The sequence below is a fragment of the Pantoea sp. DY-15 genome, assembly GCF_019795935.1.
Taxonomy (GTDB): Bacteria; Pseudomonadota; Gammaproteobacteria; order Enterobacterales; family Enterobacteriaceae; genus Pantoea; species Pantoea leporis.
On the sequence record NZ_JAIMIF010000008.1, the window covers coordinates 77,901 to 98,024 of the forward strand.

The 20,124-nt window shown below is 54.9% G+C and carries 19 protein-coding genes; 12 read left to right on the top strand and 7 right to left on the bottom strand.

The annotated features are described in order from the left end of the window. Positions 1 to 114: 114 nt before the first annotated feature. Positions 115 to 1,467 (bottom strand): glutathione-disulfide reductase, encoded by a 1,353-nt coding sequence (gene gorA / locus K5Y32_RS23100; RefSeq protein ID WP_222185991.1) that lies wholly within the window; start codon positions 1,465 to 1,467, stop codon positions 115 to 117. Between the two features lie 126 nt (positions 1,468 to 1,593). Here gorA and rnz point away from each other — a divergent pair, with 126 nt between their 5' ends. Then, complete coding sequence (rnz, locus tag K5Y32_RS23105) at positions 1,594 to 2,505, top strand: ribonuclease Z (RefSeq protein ID WP_222185992.1); 912 nt, start codon at positions 1,594 to 1,596, stop codon at positions 2,503 to 2,505. Here rnz and K5Y32_RS23110 read toward each other — a convergent pair. Continuing rightward, the gene (locus K5Y32_RS23110; RefSeq protein WP_222185993.1) at positions 2,502 to 3,314 is read right to left on the bottom strand and encodes a CPBP family intramembrane glutamic endopeptidase; all 813 of its coding nucleotides are present in this window, start codon (positions 3,312 to 3,314) and stop codon (positions 2,502 to 2,504) included. The genes rnz and K5Y32_RS23110 overlap by 4 nt on opposite strands. Positions 3,315 to 3,354: 40 nt before the next feature. Then, positions 3,355 to 4,197 (bottom strand): 23S rRNA (adenine(2030)-N(6))-methyltransferase RlmJ, encoded by an 843-nt coding sequence (locus K5Y32_RS23115; RefSeq protein WP_101762727.1) that lies wholly within the window; start codon positions 4,195 to 4,197, stop codon positions 3,355 to 3,357. A 329-nt stretch (positions 4,198 to 4,526) separates the two neighbouring features. Here K5Y32_RS23115 and K5Y32_RS24995 point away from each other — a divergent pair, with 329 nt between their 5' ends. From K5Y32_RS24995 to rsmJ, 4 genes are all read left to right on the top strand, one after another. Further along, the gene (locus K5Y32_RS24995) at positions 4,527 to 4,976 is read left to right on the top strand and encodes a hypothetical protein (RefSeq protein ID WP_255602812.1); all 450 of its coding nucleotides are present in this window, start codon (positions 4,527 to 4,529) and stop codon (positions 4,974 to 4,976) included. A gap of 127 nt (positions 4,977 to 5,103) precedes the next feature. Continuing rightward, positions 5,104 to 6,369, top strand: a complete 1,266-nt coding sequence (locus K5Y32_RS23125; RefSeq protein ID WP_222185994.1) for a hypothetical protein — start codon at positions 5,104 to 5,106, stop codon at positions 6,367 to 6,369. A gap of 140 nt (positions 6,370 to 6,509) precedes the next feature. Beyond that, positions 6,510 to 8,552 (top strand): oligopeptidase A, encoded by a 2,043-nt coding sequence (gene prlC / locus K5Y32_RS23130; RefSeq protein ID WP_222185995.1) that lies wholly within the window; start codon positions 6,510 to 6,512, stop codon positions 8,550 to 8,552. An 8-nt stretch (positions 8,553 to 8,560) separates the two neighbouring features. Beyond that, on the top strand, positions 8,561 to 9,310 hold the full coding sequence (rsmJ, locus tag K5Y32_RS23135; protein WP_210081396.1) for a 16S rRNA (guanine(1516)-N(2))-methyltransferase RsmJ: 750 nt from the start codon (positions 8,561 to 8,563) through the stop codon (positions 9,308 to 9,310). 65 nt (positions 9,311 to 9,375) lie between these two features. Here the strand turns inward: rsmJ and uspA are convergent, their stop codons facing one another. Further along, positions 9,376 to 9,813: a universal stress protein UspA gene (gene uspA / locus K5Y32_RS23140; protein ID WP_007889892.1), complete on the bottom strand. Its 438-nt coding sequence runs from the start codon at positions 9,811 to 9,813 to the stop codon at positions 9,376 to 9,378. A 418-nt stretch (positions 9,814 to 10,231) separates the two neighbouring features. Here uspA and uspB point away from each other — a divergent pair, with 418 nt between their 5' ends. After that, positions 10,232 to 10,567 carry a universal stress protein UspB gene (gene uspB, locus K5Y32_RS23145; RefSeq protein ID WP_008108136.1) on the top strand — a complete coding sequence of 112 codons (336 nt, stop codon included), beginning with the start codon at positions 10,232 to 10,234 and terminating at the stop codon, positions 10,565 to 10,567. Positions 10,568 to 10,637: 70 nt separating this feature from the next. On the opposite strand, the gene pitA is transcribed toward uspB, so the two are convergent. After that, complete coding sequence (gene pitA, locus K5Y32_RS23150; RefSeq protein WP_137386695.1) at positions 10,638 to 12,137, bottom strand: inorganic phosphate transporter PitA; 1,500 nt, start codon at positions 12,135 to 12,137, stop codon at positions 10,638 to 10,640. Between the two features lie 242 nt (positions 12,138 to 12,379). On the opposite strand from pitA, the gene K5Y32_RS23155 reads away from it, so the two are divergent. Continuing rightward, the gene (locus K5Y32_RS23155) at positions 12,380 to 13,564 is read left to right on the top strand and encodes an NAD(P)/FAD-dependent oxidoreductase (RefSeq protein WP_137386694.1); all 1,185 of its coding nucleotides are present in this window, start codon (positions 12,380 to 12,382) and stop codon (positions 13,562 to 13,564) included. Here K5Y32_RS23155 and K5Y32_RS23160 read toward each other — a convergent pair. Continuing rightward, on the bottom strand, positions 13,561 to 14,595 hold the full coding sequence (locus tag K5Y32_RS23160) for an autotransporter outer membrane beta-barrel domain-containing protein (protein ID WP_222185996.1): 1,035 nt from the start codon (positions 14,593 to 14,595) through the stop codon (positions 13,561 to 13,563). The two genes, K5Y32_RS23155 and K5Y32_RS23160, sit on opposite strands and share 4 nt — an antisense overlap. Before the next feature lie 517 nt (positions 14,596 to 15,112). Between K5Y32_RS23160 and K5Y32_RS23165 the strand changes: the two genes are divergently transcribed. After that, positions 15,113 to 15,460, top strand: a complete 348-nt coding sequence (locus K5Y32_RS23165; RefSeq protein WP_176972607.1) for a hypothetical protein — start codon at positions 15,113 to 15,115, stop codon at positions 15,458 to 15,460. On the opposite strand, the gene K5Y32_RS23170 is transcribed toward K5Y32_RS23165, so the two are convergent. Then, positions 15,461 to 16,156 (bottom strand): cysteine hydrolase family protein, encoded by a 696-nt coding sequence (locus tag K5Y32_RS23170; protein ID WP_222185997.1) that lies wholly within the window; start codon positions 16,154 to 16,156, stop codon positions 15,461 to 15,463. Between the two features lie 100 nt (positions 16,157 to 16,256). On the opposite strand from K5Y32_RS23170, the gene K5Y32_RS23175 reads away from it, so the two are divergent. The 4 genes from K5Y32_RS23175 (at position 16,257) to rhmD (ending at position 20,112) form a co-directional block, all read left to right on the top strand. Continuing rightward, complete coding sequence (locus K5Y32_RS23175; protein ID WP_222185998.1) at positions 16,257 to 17,258, top strand: GlxA family transcriptional regulator; 1,002 nt, start codon at positions 16,257 to 16,259, stop codon at positions 17,256 to 17,258. A 162-nt stretch (positions 17,259 to 17,420) separates the two neighbouring features. Continuing rightward, a complete protein-coding gene (locus K5Y32_RS23180; protein ID WP_222185999.1) occupies positions 17,421 to 17,936 on the top strand; it encodes a CCDC90 family protein in 516 nt (171 codons plus the stop codon). A gap of 177 nt (positions 17,937 to 18,113) precedes the next feature. Then, positions 18,114 to 18,896 (top strand): IclR family transcriptional regulator, encoded by a 783-nt coding sequence (locus tag K5Y32_RS23185; RefSeq protein WP_222186000.1) that lies wholly within the window; start codon positions 18,114 to 18,116, stop codon positions 18,894 to 18,896. A gap of 13 nt (positions 18,897 to 18,909) precedes the next feature. Further along, a complete protein-coding gene (gene rhmD / locus K5Y32_RS23190; protein WP_222186001.1) occupies positions 18,910 to 20,112 on the top strand; it encodes an L-rhamnonate dehydratase in 1,203 nt (400 codons plus the stop codon). The last annotated feature ends 12 nt before the right edge of the window (positions 20,113 to 20,124 follow it).

Below are 20,124 nucleotides of genomic sequence, written 5' to 3' on the forward strand. Positions count from 1 at the left end.
AAATCTTATCCTGTGCGTGGATTATTGAGTAGTGGAGAAAAAGGTATATAAATTGCAGCCATAAAAAAACCAGCCATGAATAAATGGCTGGTTTTTCAATTCCGGCGGGAAATATTAACGCATCGTCACAAACTCTTCCGCCGCTGTTGGGTGAATCGCTACGGTGTTATCGAAGTCTTGCTTGGTTGCGCCCATTTTCAGCGCCACCGCGAAGCCTTGCAGCATCTCATCCATACCGTTACCGATACCGTGAATGCCGACAATCTTCTCTTCCGGGCCAACGCACACCAGCTTCATACGGCACGGCTGGCGATGCTGGGTAACGGCGGTATACATCGCGGTGAAAGAAGATTTATACACTTTCACCTGATCGTCGCCGTACTGTTCGCGCGCCTGCGGTTCGGTCAGGCCCACGGTGCCAATCGGCGGATGGCTGAACACCACGGTCGGCACGTTGCTGTAATCCAGATGCTCGTCCGGTTTGTTGTTGAACAGGCGCTCGGAAAGACGACGACCTGCCGCCACGGCCACCGGCGTCAGTTCCACCGCGCCGGTGTTGTCGCCCACCGCGTAGATGCCTTTCACGTTGGTGTTCTGGAACTTATCGACCTTGATGTAACCTTTGTCGTTCAGCGCCACGCCGGTTGCTGCCAGGTTGAGGTTGTCGGTCGCCGGCTCACGGCCAATCGCCCACACCAGGCAATCCACGGTTTGCTCGTGGCCGCTTTCCAGCTGCAGCGTCAGGCTGCCGTCGGCGTTTTTAATCACGGCTTTCGGAATCGATTCGGTGTGCAGCGTTGGGCCTTCGGCCTGCATCACTTCTACCAGCGTATCGACGATCAGCGGATCGAAGCTGCGCAGTGGCGCATGCTTACGCACGAAGAGATGCGTTTCCGCACCCAGCGCATTGACCACGCCCGCCAGTTCCACCGCGATGTAACCCGCGCCCACGACCGCCACGCGTTTTGGCAGCGCATCGAGTTCGAAGAAACCGTCAGAATCGATACCGTATTCCGCGCCCGGCACCTTTGGATGGCTTGGACGCCCGCCGGTGGCGATCAGAATATGATCGGCAGTGAGTGTTTCACCATTCACTTCCACGGTGTTGGCATCAATAAAGCGCGCGAAACCTTTGATCACCTCAACCTTGTTTTTACCCAGCACGTTGTCGTACGAGCTGTGAATGCGGTCGATGTAGGCGCTGCGGTTTTTCACCAGAATTGACCAGTCAAACCGGTTTACCGTGGTATCAAAGCCATAATCTGGCCCATAAAGATGAATAGCTTCAGCGATTTGCGCCGCATGCCACATAACCTTTTTCGGTACGCAGCCGACGTTGACACAGGTGCCGCCCAGCTCTTTGGCTTCAATCAGCGCGCACTTCTGGCCGTGCATCGCGGCACGGTTAATCGAGGCGATACCGCCGCTGCCGCCGCCGATGGCGAGGTAGTCAAAATGTCTGGTCATCCGTTATGTCCGTCTGTTGGAAGAAAATTGGCATAGAGTTTAACGCTATGACGATTATTGACGCAAAGATTGCACCTATGATTGTAATAGCATTGATTTTTATGTCCGATTACAGGGAAGCATAGCATGCAACTGACATTCCTCGGCACCGGCGGCGGTGCGCCCAGCCTGCAACGTAACGTCACGGCGATAGCGCTGACGCTATCGAAACGTGGCGATACCTGGCTGTTTGACTGCGGCGAGGCGACGCAGCATCAATATATGCGCTCTGCGCTGAAGCCGGGCAAGCTGGAGAAAATCTTTATCACCCATCTGCACGGCGACCACATCTTTGGGCTGCCGGGCTTGCTCACTAGCCGCTCCATGGCCGGCATCCCCGAACCGATGACCATTTACGGGCCGAAAGGTATTCGCCAGTTTATCGAGACGGCGCTCAGTTTGAGTGGCTCGTACACCTCTTATCCGCTGGAGATTATCGAGATTGAAGCCGGTTTGGTGCTGGATGACGGCGAAGTGCGCGTAACGGCCTGGCCGATGAATCATGTGATTGAGTGTTATGGCTATCGCATTGAGCAGCACGATAAACCGGGCTTCCTTGATGCGCCGCGCCTGAAAGCCGAAGGCGTACCGCGCGGGCCGTGGTATCAGGATTTGAAAGCGGGTAAGCGCATCCAACTGGAAGATGGTCGCGAGATCAACGGCGCGGATTATCTTGGCCCGGCAACCAAAGGCAAAGTGCTGGCGATATTTGGTGATACCGCGCCCACCGACGTGGCGCTCCAGCTGGCGGCGAATGCCGATGTGATGGTGCATGAAACCACGCTGGTGGCGGCGCTGCAGGAGAAAGCCAATGGACGCGGCCACTCAACCACCATTCAGGCTGCGGAAGTAGCGAAACAGTCGGGGGCGAAGCGCATGATCGCCACGCATTTCAGCTCGCGCTATTTGTCTAAGGATCGGGAAAAACTGTTGGCGGAGTGCCAGTCGGTGTTTGCGGCGACCGAGCTGGCACATGATTTCGCGGTGTTCGAGGTTTAGTGCTGTAGCGCCGGATAGGTGAAGAACAGCAGATGCGTCATGTTGAACAGGAAATGGATGCCGGTGGCGACCCACAGGCGTCCGCTCCACTGCCACGCCAGGCCGTAAATCAATCCGGCGAGCGTGGCGAAGATCATCAGCAGCGGTCCGCCAGGGAAATGCGCCAGACCAAACAGCAGCGACGTCAGCAACAGGGCCGCCACGGCACCAATGTGCTGGCGCAGACGCTGTTGCAGATAGCCACGAAAGAACGCTTCTTCTGCCAGTGATACGAAGAACAGGTTCGCCAGCATAAAACTGCCCAACCATTCCGGCCAGTGGGGTTCAACGGCCAGGCCACCCAACTGCACCGCGACATACAACAGCAGCGGAATCGCCGCCAGCAGCGCCAGCCACAAAATTTTAAGTCGCGGCGGCGCGGATTGGGTGCGGAACAGCTGCGGCAAGCAGATGAGCAGCACAAACGGAATCAGCGCTTTATCAAAGTTGTATGAGAAGCTAAAGGGCAGGCTGAGCGGCCCGGCTTGCACATCTTCCACCTGGCGCGGATTTTTGAAGCCCGGGAAAAAGTGTACAAACAGGCCGATGGCAATGGCAACCAGCGCGGCTTCACTCACCCACTGAATCCAGCGCGCGTTATTTTCCACGCGAATCCAGGCGATGACGGCAATGGCGCCGAGCAGCAGCATTGCTGGCCAATCCAGCACATCCTCGAACAGCCCAAGAATGGTGGCGAGCGTGAGCAGCAGTACCGAAAAACGTTTGGCGGGCGACAGCATAGCAAGCGCGCCAGCCAGAATGATCCACATGATAATAGTCCTAATAGGCTGGCGACGCGGTAAGGCGAACTTACTCTGGCACGATCTGCGTGACGCTGAAGTGACCGGTTCCGGCTGGCACCAGCTTCTGATGCAGCCACGGCAGCAGCTCTTCCATCTGCGCTTTCAGCTTCCACGGCGGGTTAATCACGATCATGCCGGAAGCCGTCATGCCGCGCTGATCGCTGTCCGGACGCACCGCCAGTTCAATCTGCAGAATGTTGCGGATATTGGTGGCCTGCAGATCTTTAACCATGTGTTTGATCTGCTGACGCATCACCACCGGATACCACAGCGCAAACACGCCGGTGGCGAAACGCTTGTGACCTTCCTGAATGCCTTTCACCACATCCTGATAATCGCTTTTCAACTCATATGGCGGATCGATCAGAATCAGGCCGCGACGGCTCAGCGGCGGCAGCTTGGCTTTCAGCTGCTGGTAGCCATCACCACGCGCCACGCGCGCACGGGAATCTTTGCTGAACTCGGTGCGCAGCAGCGGGTAATCGCTGGAGTGCAGCTCGGTCAGCTCCATTTTGTCCTCTTCACGCAGCAGGAAGCGGGCAATCAACGGCGAACCAGGATAGTACTTTAAGGTGCCGTGCGGATTGAGATTACGCACCGCCGAGAGATACGGCTTGAGCAACTCCGGCACATCCGGCTGCTGCCAGATGCGGCCAATGCCTTCCAGATATTCACCGGTACGCTCGGCGTGCTCTCCGCTCAGCAGGTAACGTCCGGCACCGGCGTGGGTATCCAGATAGAGGAAAGGTTTTTCCTTCTCCATCAGGGCGGTGAGGATCAGGCTTTCAACGGTGTGTTTCAGCACGTCGGCATGGTTGCCGGCATGAAAACTGTGGCGATAACTCAGCATAAAAAAAGGGGGTCCGCGGTTGGATCAAAGGGAGTGAAAACATCGTGTGTGGCGCGATTATAGCCGCGCTGCATAAAAATTGCTGACGTTTTGGCTGCCGCTTAAGTTTTGCGCCAATGCGCCGCTATAGCCGGTTGCGATCAGACTTCTTGTCGGTAATTTGCTACGAAATGACGTGATACTCGAAATTTCATCACGGATTAAGTAAGTTAGTTTCCGATAACGAAGCGGTCATGAGCGAAATGCCAGGTGGTTCTGGCAGGAAACTTTCCGGTGAAGACCGTATAATTTTTTGCTTAAAGCATCTCAAACAACTCCTGGTGACAATAATGAAAAAAATGACTGGTGTCGCGGTGGCAAGCCTGTTGGTACTGACTGGCTGCGCGAAACAACAACCCGTTCATAGTTTAGTAACGCCGCCGACTGCGGACGAACAATCCGCCGCGCAAACCGCGCCAGAGCAGCAAGGTACGCCATTTGTGGCTTCAGCGCCGGCGCAACCCGCGACGGCTTCACTCAGTGACGACCGTTCCAGCAACATTCAGCAGTGCCGTAAAGAGCTCGACGCGATGCGTCTGTATAGCCAGGCGTCATATGATAGCTATCAGGCCGAATTCCAGAAAATCGGTGCCCAGACCAATAAATATCTGCAAATTAAAGATTCGATTGGCGCGGATATTAACGACTTAGTGATGCCGCGTTATCAATTCCAGATTCGTGAATTGTGCTTCCGTATTAAGACACGTCTGTCACAGTTAATTATTCGTCAGGCCGGTTAAACCCTAACGATTTAACTGCATTCGCTAAGTAGCAGCGCGAAATTTCGCGCTGAGGATGGGCTTCATCTCTATTTTATTAATAGAGATGAAGCCTTTTGTGTTCTTAAGGCTGTTACAGGAGATTGTGATGACACAGCGTCATCTGCCGTTTGTCTTTATTATCATCGCATTGTTCTTCCCTGCTCTGGCCAGCGCGGCCGCTGAAGATGATGTATTGCAAGCGTTTGGCGATGCAGCCCGCACGTTGCCTCCTGTTCCAGTGCAAAAGCCAAAACCTCAGCTAAAACCGGTAGCGGCAAAATTAGCTGAGAAACCTGCCGTAAAATCGAAAACGCCGGAGCAGCTTCACCAGCTACGTGCGCAAATAAGCGAGCTTGAAAAACAGAAAGCCGCACTGCAACTAAAGAATGAACAGCATGAAAAAGCGCTGAAAGAACAGCAGGCGAACAGCGATAACAAACGGGCGGCGCTGGATGAAGAAAAACAGCAGCAAACACTAAATATCATCCGGCTGACTCAAGAGCTCATAGCCGCACAGCAGCAAACGACGGATGCAACCGCGCTACGTAAGCAACTTACCGCCGCGCAGGCTGCTGCTAAGCGCGATCAGGATGCGCTAAAAACTCAGTGGGCCGAAAGTAAAAAAATGTCGCAGGCACTACAAAAACAACAATCTGAGAGTGAGAAAAAGCTCGCGTCACTGAATGAAGTAAAAGTGATGCAGCAGCAAAACATAGTGAAACTCACCGCTGAACTGGAGGCTGCGAAAAAGCAGCCAGCAGCAGTGGTAGCAGCCGCAGAACCCAAAACCGATGCTGAGCGCGATGGCTATATGCTGGGGCAATCGATCGCCAGCAATGCGGTCGTTCAACTACAGATGGTAAAAGATACCGGTCTCACCATCAGCATTGATCAGTTGATCGCGGGATTCAGCACGCAGTTACAAACCGGCACTTCGGTAATGAACAGTGAAGAGATGTCACGGCGATATGCTGCGATGCAGGAGACGATCAATAAAAAGATGGGATCGCTGATTGAGAAGGGCTATGACCAGCTCAACAAACATTTAGAACAGCGCAAAGCGTTAGTGACGCAAAATGGTGTGCGTTGGTTTGCCGTAAAAACAGTCAAAGCTAAGCTTATTCCTGACCAGCAAGTGGAAGTCAGCGTGAAAGTCAGTACCTTAGGCGGCAAAGTGATTAACGATTTTGCTGATGACAAAGTGCCGTTTGATAACAATCTGCCTCCCTTGTTGTATGAAGGGATGTCGTTAACGGGAGCCGGCGGCGCAGTAGAAGGCTGGGCACTGGCAAAAGATATTATCCAACGCGAACCGCTGCCGCCGTGGGTGGCACCCTACGATGTGATTCACTACCAACTCGCGATTAAATAATCTTCAGCCCGCCTTCTGGCGGGCTTTTCTTCATAAGTCCGGGCTCAGTGGCATTGATTTTCCTGTCATCAAGCCGCATGTTAGTAAAATGCGTCGCGCGACCATTCGCGCCACTACTTCATCATGAAAGGACTGCGCTTATGACCAATCCGTTACTCACGCCTTTTTCGCTGCCCCCGTTTTCTGCTATCAAACCTGAACATGTGGTTCCTGCGGTTACCGAAGCGCTGAACGACTGTCGCGCAGCGGTGGAGCGCGTTGTGGCGCAAGGCGCGCCTTACACCTGGGAAAATCTGGTGCAGCCGCTGGCTGAAGTTGACGATCGCTTAGGTCGCCTGTTCTCGTCGGTCAGCCATTTGAACTCGGTGAAAAACAGCCCGGAATTGCGCGAAGCTTACGAGCAAACGCTGCCGCTGCTGTCCGAATACAGCACCTGGGTCGGCCAGAATGAAGGTTTGTATCAGGCCTATCGCAACCTGAAAGAGGGCGATAGTTACGCGGCGCTGGATACCGCGCAGAAGAAAGCGGTGGATAACAGCCTGCGTGATTTCGAGCTGTCCGGTATTGGCCTCGATAAAGAGAAGCAAAAGCGCTACGGCGAAATCGCGGCACGTCTTTCTGAACTGGGTTCGACCTACAGCAACAACGTGCTCGACGCCACCATGGGCTGGAGCAAGCTGGTGACCGATGAAGCGGAGCTGGCGGGTATGCCGGAAAGCGCGCTGGCCGCCGCCAAAGCGCAGGCCGAAGCCAAAGAGCAACAAGGCTGGCTTCTGACGCTGGATATCCCAAGTTATTTGCCGGTGATGACTTACTGCGACAACGCTGCGCTGCGTGAAGAGCTGTACCGCGCGTATTCAACGCGTGCTTCCGAACAGGGCCCGAATGCCGGCAAATGGGACAACGGTCCGGTGATGGCGGAAGAGCTGGCGCTGCGTCATGAACTGGCTCAGCTGCTGGGCTTCGACTCTTACGCCGACAAATCGCTGGCAACCAAAATGGCGGAAAATCCGGCGCAGGTCATCGACTTCCTGACCGATCTGGCGAAACGCGCCCGTCCGCAGGGTGAAAAAGAGCTGGCTCAGCTGCGCGCCTTCGCGAAGAAAGAGTACGGCGTCGACGAGATGAATCCGTGGGATCTGACGTATTACGGCGAGAAACAGAAACAGCATCTCTACACCATCAGCGACGAGCAGCTGCGTCCGTACTTCCCGGAAGCGCGCGCGGTAAGTGGTCTGTTCGAGGTGGTTAAACGCATTTACGGCATCACCGCTAAAGAGCGTAAAGACGTGGATGTTTACCATCCAGACGTGCGCTTCTTCGATCTGTTCGACGAAAGCGGCGAACTGCGCGGCAGCTTCTATCTCGATCTCTACGCACGTGAACACAAGCGTGGCGGAGCGTGGATGGACGATTGCGTCGGCCAGATGCGTAAAGCCGACGGCAGCCTGCAGAAGCCGGTGGCCTATCTCACCTGTAACTTTAACCGTCCACTGCAGGGTAAACCGGCGCTGTTCACGCACGATGAAGTGATCACGCTGTTCCATGAATTCGGTCACGGTCTGCATCATATGCTGACGCGCATCGAAACGCCGGGCGTGTCTGGCATCAGCGGTGTGCCGTGGGATGCCGTCGAGCTGCCGAGCCAGTTTATGGAAAACTGGTGCTGGGAGCCGGAAGCGCTGGCGTTTATCTCCGGCCACTACGAAACTGGCGAACCGCTGCCAAAGGAACTGCTGGATAAAATGCTGGCGGCGAAAAATTATCAGGCGGCGCTGTTTATCCTGCGTCAGCTGGAGTTCGGCCTGTTCGATTTCCGTCTGCATACCGAGTTCGATCCCGCGCAAGGTGCGCGCATCCTGGAAACCCTGCGTGAAGTGAAAAAGCAGGTTGCCGTGGTGCCAAGCCCTGAATGGGGCCGTTTCCCGCACGCCTTCAGCCACGTTTTTGCTGGCGGATATGCGGCCGGCTACTATAGCTATCTGTGGGCCGACGTGCTGGCTGCCGATGCCTATTCGCGCTTCGAAGAAGAGGGCATTTTCAACCGTCAGACCGGTCAGTCGTTCCTCGACAACATCCTGACGCGTGGCGGTTCCGAAGAGCCAATGGAGCTGTTCAAACGCTTCCGTGGCCGTGAGCCGCAGCTCGATGCGATGCTGGAACATTACGGAATTCAGGGATAAGCCGGCTTGTGAAAATTGGTTTAATCGATGAAACAGGCGCCGGAGACGGCGCCTTATTACATTTAGCCGAGCGCTGGGGTTTGCAGCAGGACGAACAGGCGACGATGGCGCTGGTGTTAACCGCTGAGCATCTTGAGCTGCGTAAGTTGGATGAGCCGAAACTTGGCGGCATCTTCGTGGATTTCGTTTCGGGCGCGATGGCGCATCGGCGTAAATTTGGCGGCGGTCGCGGCGAAGCGGTGGCAAAAGCGGTCGGCATCAAAAGCGGTTATCTGCCAGACGTGGTTGATGCAACGGCCGGTTTAGGGCGCGATGCGTTTGTGCTGGCGGCGCTGGGCTGTCGCGTGCGCATGCTGGAGCGCCATCCGGTGGTGGCGGCCTTGCTGGACGATGGTTTGCGTCGCGGTTATCAGGATGCGGAGATTGGCGGCTGGCTGCGCGATCGGCTGACGTTGCTGCACGCTGTTAGCCAGCAAGCGCTGTGTGATGTCACGCCCGCGCCGGATGTGGTCTATCTCGACCCGATGTATCCGCATCGCCAGAAAAGCGCGATGGTGAAGAAAGAGATGCGGGTGTTTCAGTCGCTGGTCGGTGCAGATGACGATGCGGATGCGTTGCTGGAACCGGCGCGCCGTCTGGCGAAGAAGCGCATTGTGGTGAAGCGTCCGGATTACGCGCCGCCGTTAGCGGGCGTGGTGACGCAGGATGCGGTGGTCACCAAAAGCCATCGCTTTGATATTTATCCGCCGCTGGGGTAATAACGCAAACAATGCGCAATACATTGCGCCGCTACAAAAATCAGGCCGGTAACCCGGCCTGATTTTTATTCTTCGTCCTCGTCGCGCAGCGGCACAATCAACATGTCGATATGCACGGTGTTAATCAACTGGCGAGCCGATGACATCAGCTTGCTCCAGAAGTCCTGATGGTGACCACACACCACCAAATCCACATCATATTTCTTAATCGCATCAACCAGTACCTGGCCAAGATCGCCGCTGCCGCTCAGGGTTTCACTGATCGGATAACCGGCGTTAATCGACAGCTCTTTCAGCGCGGTGTGCGTCTCTTCAGAAATACGCTTCTGCATGTCGCCCAGATTGACATCAATCAGCCCGGTGTAGAGGTCTGAATAGTTCACATCAACGTGGATCAGCGAGATTTTTGCATCATAAGGACGGGCCAGCGAAACGGCTTTATCAACCAGCAACTGGCTTTCCGGGGAAAGGTCTACTGCAATCAGGATGTGTTTATAAGCCATGATAAAACTCCTTTCTCAAGATTCGGGGCAATCTTCCTGCTTTCACGGTCGGCGATTCCTTTGCGCGAGACGGCGATGAAGCGCCACCAACCAACTATTTCAGCCTTGCAGGCGGTTTTTGTTATGTCCTGAGTATAGCCAGAGTTGTTAACAAATGCTGCAAGCGCAAGTTCGCTTGTGAGGAAGATCAAGCGTTATCGGCTTTTTCACTCGCCCTGAACGAAAATCATCGCTGGAAAAAAATTCAACAGATCTCCTACACTGAAAATAAGTGCCACTGCCGTATGCGTTGCGCACTCAGGTTCGCATAACAACAATGCAATCGACATCATTCAATGGCTGGTTTATTTCCCGTGCGGCGTCTACAGCAATTCCCCGCTGCGTTCGACGTCGTTGCGGCTCCAGCCGGGAGGGGAACATGATCAGCACTATCGCGCTTTTTTGGGCTCTGTGTGTGGTTTGTCTGGTGAATATGGCGCGCTATTTCTCTTCTTTGCGCTCACTTTTAGCCGTTTTGCGCGGTTGCGATCCGCTGTTATATCAATACGTGGATGGTGCGGGTTTCTTCACGTCGCACGGGCAGCCGAGTAAGCAGGTGCGGCTGGTGCGCTATATCTGGGAGAAGCGCTATCACGATCATCATGACGACGAGTTCATTCGCCGTTGTGAGCGCGTGCGCGGACAGTTTGTGCTGACCAGCGGGCTCTGCTTTTTGGTGGTGGTGAGTTTGATTGCGATGGCGATCTGGCAATAAAAAAGGGCAATAAAAAAGGGCAATAAAAAAGGGCGACATCGCGTCGCCCTCGAATATTTCTGCGCTTTGCTTAGATCAGTTTCAGTGCAATCCAGTAGAGCGAACCCGACAGCAAAATACACACCGGCAAGGTGAACACCCACGCCATAGCGATATTTTTGATGGTGCGACTCTGCAATCCACCGCCATCGACCAGCATAGTACCGGCCACCGACGACGACAGAATGTGCGTGGTAGAAACGGGCATACCGGTGTAACTGGCCACGCCAATCGATACTGCGGCCGTCACCTGCGCCGACATCCCTTGCGCATACGTCATGCCTTTCTTACCGATTTTCTCACCAATGGTGGTGGCAACACGACGCCAGCCAATCATGGTGCCGATGCCGAGCGCCAGCGCCACAGCCACAATAATCCAGATCGGTGCGTACTCAACGGTGCCCAGCAAATCGCTTTTCAGCTTGTTGAGGAAGCGCTTATCGTCCGCGCTGGTTTCCGGCAGCTTGGCCACTTTATCTACGGTATCGGAAACGCACAGCAGCAGGCGACGCATCTGGCTGCGTTGATCAACCGTCAGCTGATCGTAGCTCTGCAGATTGTTCAGCAGCAGCTGCGCACGATCGATAGCCTGCAGCGCACGGCTGCTGTCGCAATGGAACTCCTGCGGACCGCCAAGCGATTCATCTGGCGTTGGCACCACAGGCGGCGCCATCTGCACCATGTGCGTCAGTGATTCGTTGTGCTGCTGATAATACTGCTCCAGATGGTTTACGGCATCGCGCGTGCGGGTGATGTCATAACCCGACGCATTCAGGTTCACCACAAAACCAGCCGGCGCAACGCCGATCAGCACCAGCATAATCAGGCCAATGCCTTTCTGACCATCGTTAGCGCCGTGTGAGTAGCTCACGCCAATCGCGGAAACGATCAGGGCAATGCGCGTCCAGAACGGGGGCTTTTTCTTGCCATCAATCTTTTCACGGTCAGCAGGCGTCATGTGGATGCGTGAACGCTTGGTGGTTCCGCTCCAGTAGCGACGCAGGATAAAGATCAGACCGCCTGCAATCACCAGACCTACAATCGGCGAAAGAATCAGGGACATGAAGATATTGATGACTTTCGGCAGGTTGAGCGCGTCAACCACCGAGGTGCCGGTCATCAGGGCGTTGGTGAGACCAATACCGATGATGGCGCCAATCAATGTGTGAGAACTGGACGCCGGCAAACCCAAATACCAGGTGCCAAGGTTCCAGATAATCGCGGCCAGCAGCATGGAGAAGACCATGGCGAGTCCGTGGGCCGAACCGACATTCAACAGTAAATCGGTCGGAAGCATGTGAACGATGGCATACGCCACGCTCAATCCACCAAGCAAAACACCTAAGAAGTTGAAAACACCCGCCATGACAACCGCCAGTTGCGCCCGCATCGCACGGGTATAAATGACAGTCGCGACCGCGTTAGCAGTGTCGTGAAAACCGTTGATTGCTTCGTAAAACAATACAAACAGCAGAGCAAGAATCAGTAACAGGCTGGTACTGAGGTCGAGACCAGCAAACAGATGTAGCATAAACGTTACGCCATTTTGGGAGGACATGAACGCGGCGCATTATCTGCGACAACGTGCGCGATATGAAAGAAAAATATAGCTCTTTATTGTCTTAAAATTGTAATGCAGCGTATAGATTTAGCTGAAAACAGCTTAAAATTAGTAGGTTACATTATGACACATTTACGGCATTTTTTTGAAGCTGGCGCTAAAAGCCGCAAATCCCTACAATCAGCGCCTTTCGGGCAAGGCGGATAAAAGCAGTGGAAAAGTTTGACGTTATCATTATTGGTGCAGGCGCAGCCGGCATGTTCTGTGCGGCGCAGGCGGGACAATTGGGTCGCCGCGTATTGCTGCTGGATAACGGCAAAAAAGCCGGTCGCAAGATTTTGATGTCGGGCGGCGGTCGCTGCAACTTCACCAACATGCACACCGAACCGGCGGCGTATCTGTCGCATAATCCGCATTTCTGCAAATCGGCGCTGGCGCGCTACAACCAATGGGATTTCATCGATCTGGTCAATCGCCACGGCATTGCGTATCACGAGAAAACGCTCGGGCAATTATTCTGCGATGACTCCGCACAGCAGATTGTCGATCTGCTGTTGAAAGAGTGTGATGCCGGGCAGGTGACGCTGCGCCTGCGCAGTGAAGTGCTGAGCGTTGAGCGCGACGATAACGGTTATACCTTGCAGCTGAACGGCACATCGGTGCAGGCAGAAAAACTGGTGATCGCCAGCGGCGGGCTCTCGATGCCAGGCCTCGGCGCCACGCCGTTTGGCTACAAAGTGGCGGAGCAGTTCGGCCTGAAAGTGTTCCCGACGCGTGCGGCATTGGTGCCGTTCACCCTGCATAAACCGCTGCTGGAACAGCTCAACACGCTGTCGGGCGTGGCGCTGCCTACTACCATCACCGCGCAGGATGGCACCTTATTTAAAGAAGCGATGCTGTTTACCCATCGCGGCTTATCGGGTCCCGCCGTACTGCAAATCTCCAGTTATTGGCAGCCAGGCGAATTCGTCACCATTGATTTATCACCCGCCACCTCGCTGGATGATTTCATTCATGTGCAGCGCGAAGCGCATCCCAATCTCAGCCTGAAAAACAGCCTGGCGAAAATTCTGCCAAAACGGTTGGTGGAAGTGCTGCAGGAGCTGAAGCAGATTCCCGACGTCACGCTAAAGCAGCTGAACAGCAAGCAGCAGGGCGAACTGGTCAGCACGCTGCATCAATGGCGCGTGCAGCCGAACGGCACCGAAGGTTATCGCACCGCCGAAGTGACGCTGGGCGGCGTCGATACCACCCAGCTGTCGTCGAAAACCATGGAAGCGCGCGATGTGCCGGGACTTTTCTTTATCGGCGAAGTGGTGGACGTTACCGGCTGGTTGGGCGGCTATAACTTCCAGTGGGCGTGGAGCTCGGCATGGGCGTGCGCGCAGGCGCTCTAAAAGGCAATCTGTACGCCCAGCTGAGTTTGCCAGTTGCTGGCCCCTTCCTGACCAAGGCGATGTTGCCGTTTAATCTGACTATTAAGCTGAACATTGTCTGTCAGTTGCCATGCAACGTAGCCGCTTAATTGCAGATGTTCGCCACCGCGTCCGGTGCGCAGATTATCTTTATTCACCGCAACATGGCCCGCATGGCCGCTGTACTGCACATAGCGGGTTTCAGCGCCTAATTTCAGGTTATCTGTTGGACTGAATTCATATTTCAAACCACCGGACGATTGCAGCTGCCTTTGCTGGGAATAACGAATACGTAGATTGTCGTTATCATGAATATCTTTGATGCGAGCCCAATGCGCAGTTGCTGCCAACACAGGCGTGAATGCATGCGCACTGTGCTGCCAGCGCCAGCCAACCTCAATGCCCAGGTTCGCGCTGCGGGCTTTTACCTGCGCCACATTCTCCTGCTCATCACTGTTTATATCGCCGCGATATTGGCTAATACCCAGCGGCAGCGCCAGCTGTAAGCCGCGCGGCTGTTGCCAGCTCAGCAGAGCATGAATCCCTTGTGTATCGAACTGACCCTGGCAACTGCCATTGGGTGAAGTGGGTTCAAACGTAAACCGGCCTTGGTTAATTGCCACACTCAGCGCCAGTTGCCGCTGTTCATCTTCCGTCAGCAAGCCACGTAGGCCGACCAGCCAGCCGTCGTAGCGGTTTTCACTTTGATTGTGATTCGCCTCGCTGTGATAGCGCTCCTGAAGGTGAAAGCCTGAAATGAACAGATTAGGACGACCCTCTTTCCCAGCCAGTTGCGCATCATCGATAAAACCCGCTTGCAGATTTTCGTCCATGCCAAACAGCGCGGCAGGCAGGGCGGCATACGCCGGGATTTGTGGTCTTGGTCGCGGCAAAACGGGCGGCGGTGGATTGCCGTCGAGTTCGGGATCGATCAGTTCGGGATCGGGTGGAAGAGGAGCAATCAGTGAACTCTGCAGCCGGTAAAACCAAAACAGATGCGGTCTGTTCCCCACCAGCTTACCTTGCAAAGGCGGACGATTTGCCGCCGGATTAAAATCATCATACCAACTGTTGCGGGCGAAAAATTTCCCGACCATTTTTATGCTGTCAGCGGCAGTATGTCTGGCGCTATGAATTATCGAATCGTCATTCAGATGTTCGGGTAGATGATGAGTAAACGCGTTGTCGTTAGGGTGGTGAATAAGGCTTGCTGTTGACGGAGAATGATCTGAAGAAGCGGCTCGAGTCTCTTGAGCATGCAAGGTTTGATGGCTACAGAGTGCTCCGATAGCCAGCACCAACTGAGTCGGTTTCATAGTCTCTTGTCTAAATCGCTAAAAGTTCGGCAACTTATAGTGACCCGTTAGTAGTGCCGTTTAAGACCTGTCTTGTTTTGGCGGGTAAAATGAATTGCTCAGAAGTTGATCACAGTTAATCGGTAACGTTGTGGACGCGACCGGCAAAATATGTGCAACCGGCCCAATGCTGCTACTATCGCGCGTTTCCTTTTTCCAGCGGATGAACCCATTGATGTTAAAACTCAAATTCCTTGTGCCGTTGCTGATCGTCATCAGTGCCGCGGTTTGGTGGCTGATGCCGCACTACAGCGATGAGGACAAAGGCTATTACATCGCCATGTTCTGTACGCTCACTCACGATGGACGCGGCAATGCTCCGCAAGATATGCAGCAGATTATTGAAGGCAGTAATTCCGATTACGCGTTGCAGAAGGTGCATTTCCAGCAAGGTCTGGCGGAGCATCTGCAAACGGTTTGGCAGGATTTGTCACCGCAACAGCAGCAGCAAGCGCGGCAGGAAAGTCTCTCCTGCCGCCGTTTGATGTCTGAGAAATTGCTACCGGGCCAGCCGGTTCAGTGATTATTGCACTGGCAGCGCAAGTACCTGATCGGTGGTTTTGATTTCCGCGAACACATCGGCTACACCCGCCAGCGCGGCTTGCTGCAGCACTTTGTGATCGACCACGTTGTTATCCCAGGTTGCAAGGTCACGCGTGGCGGTGGCATCTTCCGGAATGATCACCGAATAACCCAGCGGCACGGCGTCACGTGCGGTGGATGACACGCACATGTGGGTCATCAGGCCGGTGACAATCATCTGTTTGATGCCCAGCGAATCCAGCTGTTTCTGCAGGTCTGTGCCGACAAACGAACTTGGCGTGGCTTTGCTGATCACGCGGTCACCTTTAGCAGGCTGCAAATCTTTGTGGAACTCGGCAAAACGGCTGCCTTTGGCAAACAGCGGGCCATTGGCTTCACCCAGATGTTGCACAAAGAATACCGGCATGTTGTTTTTATGCGCGAACTCAACAATACGTTTGCTGTTGTTCAGCGCCTGCATGCCATCGGGAATCGGCATCTTGCCGCCAGGGAAATATTCGTTCTGGATATCGATGACAATCACCGCAGTCTGCTTTGCGATAAGTGCAGTGGTGGCGGTGGTGCCGCTCATAGTACGGATGGTTGGTGCTTTTTCTGACTTGGTCTCGGCGGCGAACGCATTGCCAGAAATCGCCATGGCCAGCGCTAAGGTTCCTGAAGCGAAAATGTTTTTCATGAGTAATAATCCTTTGATGGTTTAGCGGATAGAAGAGGCCAGCGCGGCCTCCGATGTGGTGCAGTATGGCGATTTCGCCGTCAGTGAAGGAGTACAACGGATGACAAATAACGTTCAATTTGCGCCAAAAATGCCAGGCACGGCAGCGCCCATCAAAGTGGGTATCGTGGTGTTCGATGACATCATTCCCTTCCACCTTTCTGTGCCCTGCGCGGTGTTTGAAAAAGCCGCTCGGGACGACGGCGCGTTGTGCTATCAGCTGATGATCTGCGCGACGCATCCCGGACCGTTAAAAACCAACAGCGGCTTTTCCATTCTTGCCGAGCACGGCTTGGAGCAACTGGTCGATGTCGATATGGTGGTGGTGCCAAGCTGGAGCGATCCTGGCGTGCAGCCGCCGGCAGAGTTACTGCAGGCCTTGCAGCAGGCGGCGCAGAGCGGCGCGCAGGTGGTGGGATTGTGCCTTGGCGCCTTCGTGTTGGGTGCCGCCGGATTATTAAGCCAGCGCCGCGCCACCACGCACTGGCGCTGGATGGCGGATTTCGAACGCCTCTATCCGGATGTGGCGATTGACCGCGACGTGCTGTATATCGACGAAGGGCAGATCGTCACCTCGGCAGGGACGGCGGCGAGCATTGATTGCTGCCTGCATCTGGTGCGCGAGCAGTGTGGTGTCGATGTGGCGAATAGCGTGGCGCGTATGCTGGTGGTGCCGCCGCATCGGCAGGGCGGGCAGGCGCAATATATTGAACAGCCGGTTTATCATTCGGCGGGCAACGATCGCTTTATGTCGGCGCTGAGCTGGGCGACAGAAAATCTGCAGCAGGCGCTCACACTCGAGCAACTGGCGGATAAAGCCTTGATGAGCCGCCGCAGTTTTACCCGACGCTTCACCCAAACCACCGGCGGCTGCTTCAGCGAGTGGTTAGTCAATCAGCGGCTGGCACTGGCACAGCGTTTTCTCGAGAAGACCGATCAACCGGTAGAACTGATTGCTGAGAAAGCCGGCTTCTCCTCGCCGCTGATGCTGCGCCGTCATTTTAAGAAGCAACTCAACACTTCTCCGCTGCAATATCGCAAAACTTTTCGCGGCAGATCCTGACGCTAATTTTGCGAGATGTCTCGCATCCGCATGCACGTTACTTGTTGTACTAATTGATATTTTTCGCAGCGTCGCGCAAAATACAAACAGTCACATGGTGCAATAATCGCTCGCTGAGCATGATGTTGGCATACGCCCCACATCAACTCATGAGCTTCACGGATGACACTCGCGATGATGAACACACACAAAGCCTTTAAAGCATTGCAGCTGGCCGGCGTCAGCGATCAACAGGCCGAAGCCATGGTCGAGATCTTTGCCGAGATGCAGCAGGATAATGCGTTATCTCGTGCTGATTTAATGAAGGCCGGAGAAGGAATTACAGGGAGCATTAAAGAACTGGATGTTCGACTTACCGGCGCGATTAAAGAGCAGGATGAGCGACTTAATGGCACGATCAAAGAGCTTGATCTACGGCTTACTGGTGCGATTAAAGAGCAGGATGACCGGCTTAGTGCTGCAATTAGGGAGCTTGATGTTCGGCTTACTGGCGCGATTAAAGATCTGGATGTTCGGTTAACTGGCGCGATTAAGGATATTGAGGAACTAAAAGCTGACGTGAAACAACTCAAAGCGGATGTTGCCACGCTGAAAACCGATATGCGCTGGATTAAGCGTTTGCTCATGGTGATGACCACCACGATGGTCATTGCAGCGATCAAGTACATTTTCTCTTAGATTTCCTGCTCCTGCGCTGCGAGTACAGTCGGCTGTACTCGCAGCGCGGCGCGATTCACATTCCCGCACACGCGCTGCCGCCAAACGCGCTCAGCGCCGCGTAATTTGAAGCGGCGCACACTTATCAGGGAGTAAAACCACAACACTGCGCTCCAGATCATCAGACTGGAGTCCAGCATGTTGGAAATTACGCCTGTCCCCGCACTGACGCGCGCCATTGCGATTCTCGACTTTATTGCCCAGCACGGACCGTGCAGCGCCGCCGAGATCATTGAAACGCTGGCGCTGCCCAAAAGCAGTGCCTATCTGCTGTTCGCTGAACTGAAAAAACAGCGTCTGATCACCATCGATCGCAACAACAACTATTGTCTGTGGACGCGGTTGGTGGAGTTTGCCGGTCACGCACTGCAGCGCATGGATATCCGCGATATCGCGCGTCCACCTCTGACACGTTTAATGCAGCAGACCAATCTGCTGTGCCACCTCGGCATCCTCGATGGTGGTCACGCCTGTTACATCCTCAAACTCGAATCTGCCGCCACCATCAGCGTGCGCTCGCATGAAGGTAAAAGCCTGTCGCTCTATCGCTCGGGCATTGGCAAGTGTCTGCTGGCCTGGCAGCAACCCGAAGAGCAAGAACGCATCATCAGCGACATGCGCTTTGTGGCGGTGACGCCAACGTCGCTGCGGAACGCCGACGCGCTGCGCACCGAACTGGCACGCATTCGTCGTCAGGGCTGGAGCTTTGATAACGGTGAAGATTATCCCGACGTGCGCTGCGTCGCCGCGCCGATTTTCAATGCCCGCCAGCAGCTCGTCGCCGCCATTTCGCTGGTGGGCACCCGACTCGACATTGACGACGACAAACGCGATTACCTTGCTGGCCAGGCGATTGCCTGCGCCCGCGATATTTCCCGTCTGCTGGGCTGGCGTAGCCCGGCGCAAAAACACGCCTCGTAACCAGGAGAAGAGCATGTCCCTACCTAAAATTAAAACTGTCCGCGCCTACTTTGCCGGTGGCGCTACCGCTGATAAAGCGGCAGCTGGCGGCGATTATCACGATCAAGGTGCCAATCACTGGATTGACGACCACGTCGCCACGCCAATGAGCAAATACAAACAGTATGAGCAGTCGCGTCAATCCTTCGGCATTAACGTGTTAGGCACGCTGATAGTCGAAGTCGAAGCCGATAACGGTCAAACCGGTTTCGCCATTACCACCGGCGGCGAAATGGGCTGCTTCATCGTGGAAAAGCATCTGAATCGTTTCCTCGAAGGGCGCTGCGTTAGCGATATCAAACTGATTCACGACCAGATGATGAACGCCACCATGTATTACGCCGGATCGGGCGGCCTGGTGATGAACACCATTTCGTGCGTCGATTTGGCGCTGTGGGATCTGTTCGGCAAGGTCACCGATCTGCCGGTGTACAAACTGCTGGGCGGCGCGGTGCGCGATGAACTGCAGTTTTACGCCACCGGCGCGCGTCCGGATCTGGCGCAGCAGATGGGCTTTATCGGCGGCAAAATGGCGGTGCAGTGGGGACCGCACGATGGCGATGAAGGCATTCGTAAAGAGGTGGCACGCATCGCTCACTATCGCGAAACCTGCGGCCCGGATTTCTGGCTGATGCTCGATTGCTGGATGAGTCAGGACGTCAATTTCGCCACCAAACTGGCCCACGCCTGCGCGCCTTATAACGTTAAGTGGCTGGAGGAGTGTTTGCCGCCGCAACAGTTCGAAGGTTACGCACAGCTGAAACAGCAAGCGCCGCAAGGCATGTTGATCACCAGCGGCGAACATCACGGCACGCTGCAATCGTTCCGCACGCTGGCTGAAACCGGCATCGATATTTTGCAGCCCGACGTCGGTTGGTGCGGCGGCCTGACCACGCTGGTCGAAGTGGCGGCGCTGGCGAAATCTCGCGGCCAGCTGGTGGTGCCGCACGGCTCCTCGGTTTACTCGCATCACGCGGTGATCACCTTCACCAACAGTCCATTCAGTGAATTCCTGATGACCAGCCCGGATTGCAGCACGCTGCGCCCGCAGTTTGATCCGCTGCTGATCAACGAACCGGTGCCGGTTAACGGTCGCATGCACCAATCGGTGCTGGATAAACCGGGCTTCGGCGTGGAACTGAATCGCGATGGACTGAAGCGTCCTTATCAACACTAATCGCAGCGGCTG

Bases quoted from the DNA above. Each gene is read 5' to 3' on its own strand.
- uspA (WP_007889892.1), bottom strand. From the start codon at position 9,813: ATGGCTTATAAACACATCCTGATTGCAGTAGACCTTTCCCCGGAAAGC.
- K5Y32_RS23165 (WP_176972607.1), top strand. From the start codon at position 15,113: ATGTTAAAACTCAAATTCCTTGTGCCGTTGCTGATCGTCATCAGTGCC.
- K5Y32_RS23115 (WP_101762727.1), bottom strand. From the start codon at position 4,197: ATGCTGAGTTATCGCCACAGTTTTCATGCCGGCAACCATGCCGACGTG.
- uspB (WP_008108136.1), top strand. From the start codon at position 10,232: ATGATCAGCACTATCGCGCTTTTTTGGGCTCTGTGTGTGGTTTGTCTG.
- gorA (WP_222185991.1), bottom strand. From the start codon at position 1,467: ATGACCAGACATTTTGACTACCTCGCCATCGGCGGCGGCAGCGGCGGT.
- K5Y32_RS23175 (WP_222185998.1), top strand. From the start codon at position 16,257: ATGACAAATAACGTTCAATTTGCGCCAAAAATGCCAGGCACGGCAGCG.
- rhmD (WP_222186001.1), top strand. From the start codon at position 18,910: ATGTCCCTACCTAAAATTAAAACTGTCCGCGCCTACTTTGCCGGTGGC.
- K5Y32_RS23170 (WP_222185997.1), bottom strand. From the start codon at position 16,156: ATGAAAAACATTTTCGCTTCAGGAACCTTAGCGCTGGCCATGGCGATT.
- K5Y32_RS23180 (WP_222185999.1), top strand. From the start codon at position 17,421: ATGACACTCGCGATGATGAACACACACAAAGCCTTTAAAGCATTGCAG.
- rnz (WP_222185992.1), top strand. From the start codon at position 1,594: ATGCAACTGACATTCCTCGGCACCGGCGGCGGTGCGCCCAGCCTGCAA.
- K5Y32_RS23110 (WP_222185993.1), bottom strand. From the start codon at position 3,314: ATGTGGATCATTCTGGCTGGCGCGCTTGCTATGCTGTCGCCCGCCAAA.
- pitA (WP_137386695.1), bottom strand. From the start codon at position 12,137: ATGCTACATCTGTTTGCTGGTCTCGACCTCAGTACCAGCCTGTTACTG.
- K5Y32_RS24995 (WP_255602812.1), top strand. From the start codon at position 4,527: ATGAAAAAAATGACTGGTGTCGCGGTGGCAAGCCTGTTGGTACTGACT.
- K5Y32_RS23125 (WP_222185994.1), top strand. From the start codon at position 5,104: ATGACACAGCGTCATCTGCCGTTTGTCTTTATTATCATCGCATTGTTC.
- prlC (WP_222185995.1), top strand. From the start codon at position 6,510: ATGACCAATCCGTTACTCACGCCTTTTTCGCTGCCCCCGTTTTCTGCT.
- K5Y32_RS23185 (WP_222186000.1), top strand. From the start codon at position 18,114: ATGTTGGAAATTACGCCTGTCCCCGCACTGACGCGCGCCATTGCGATT.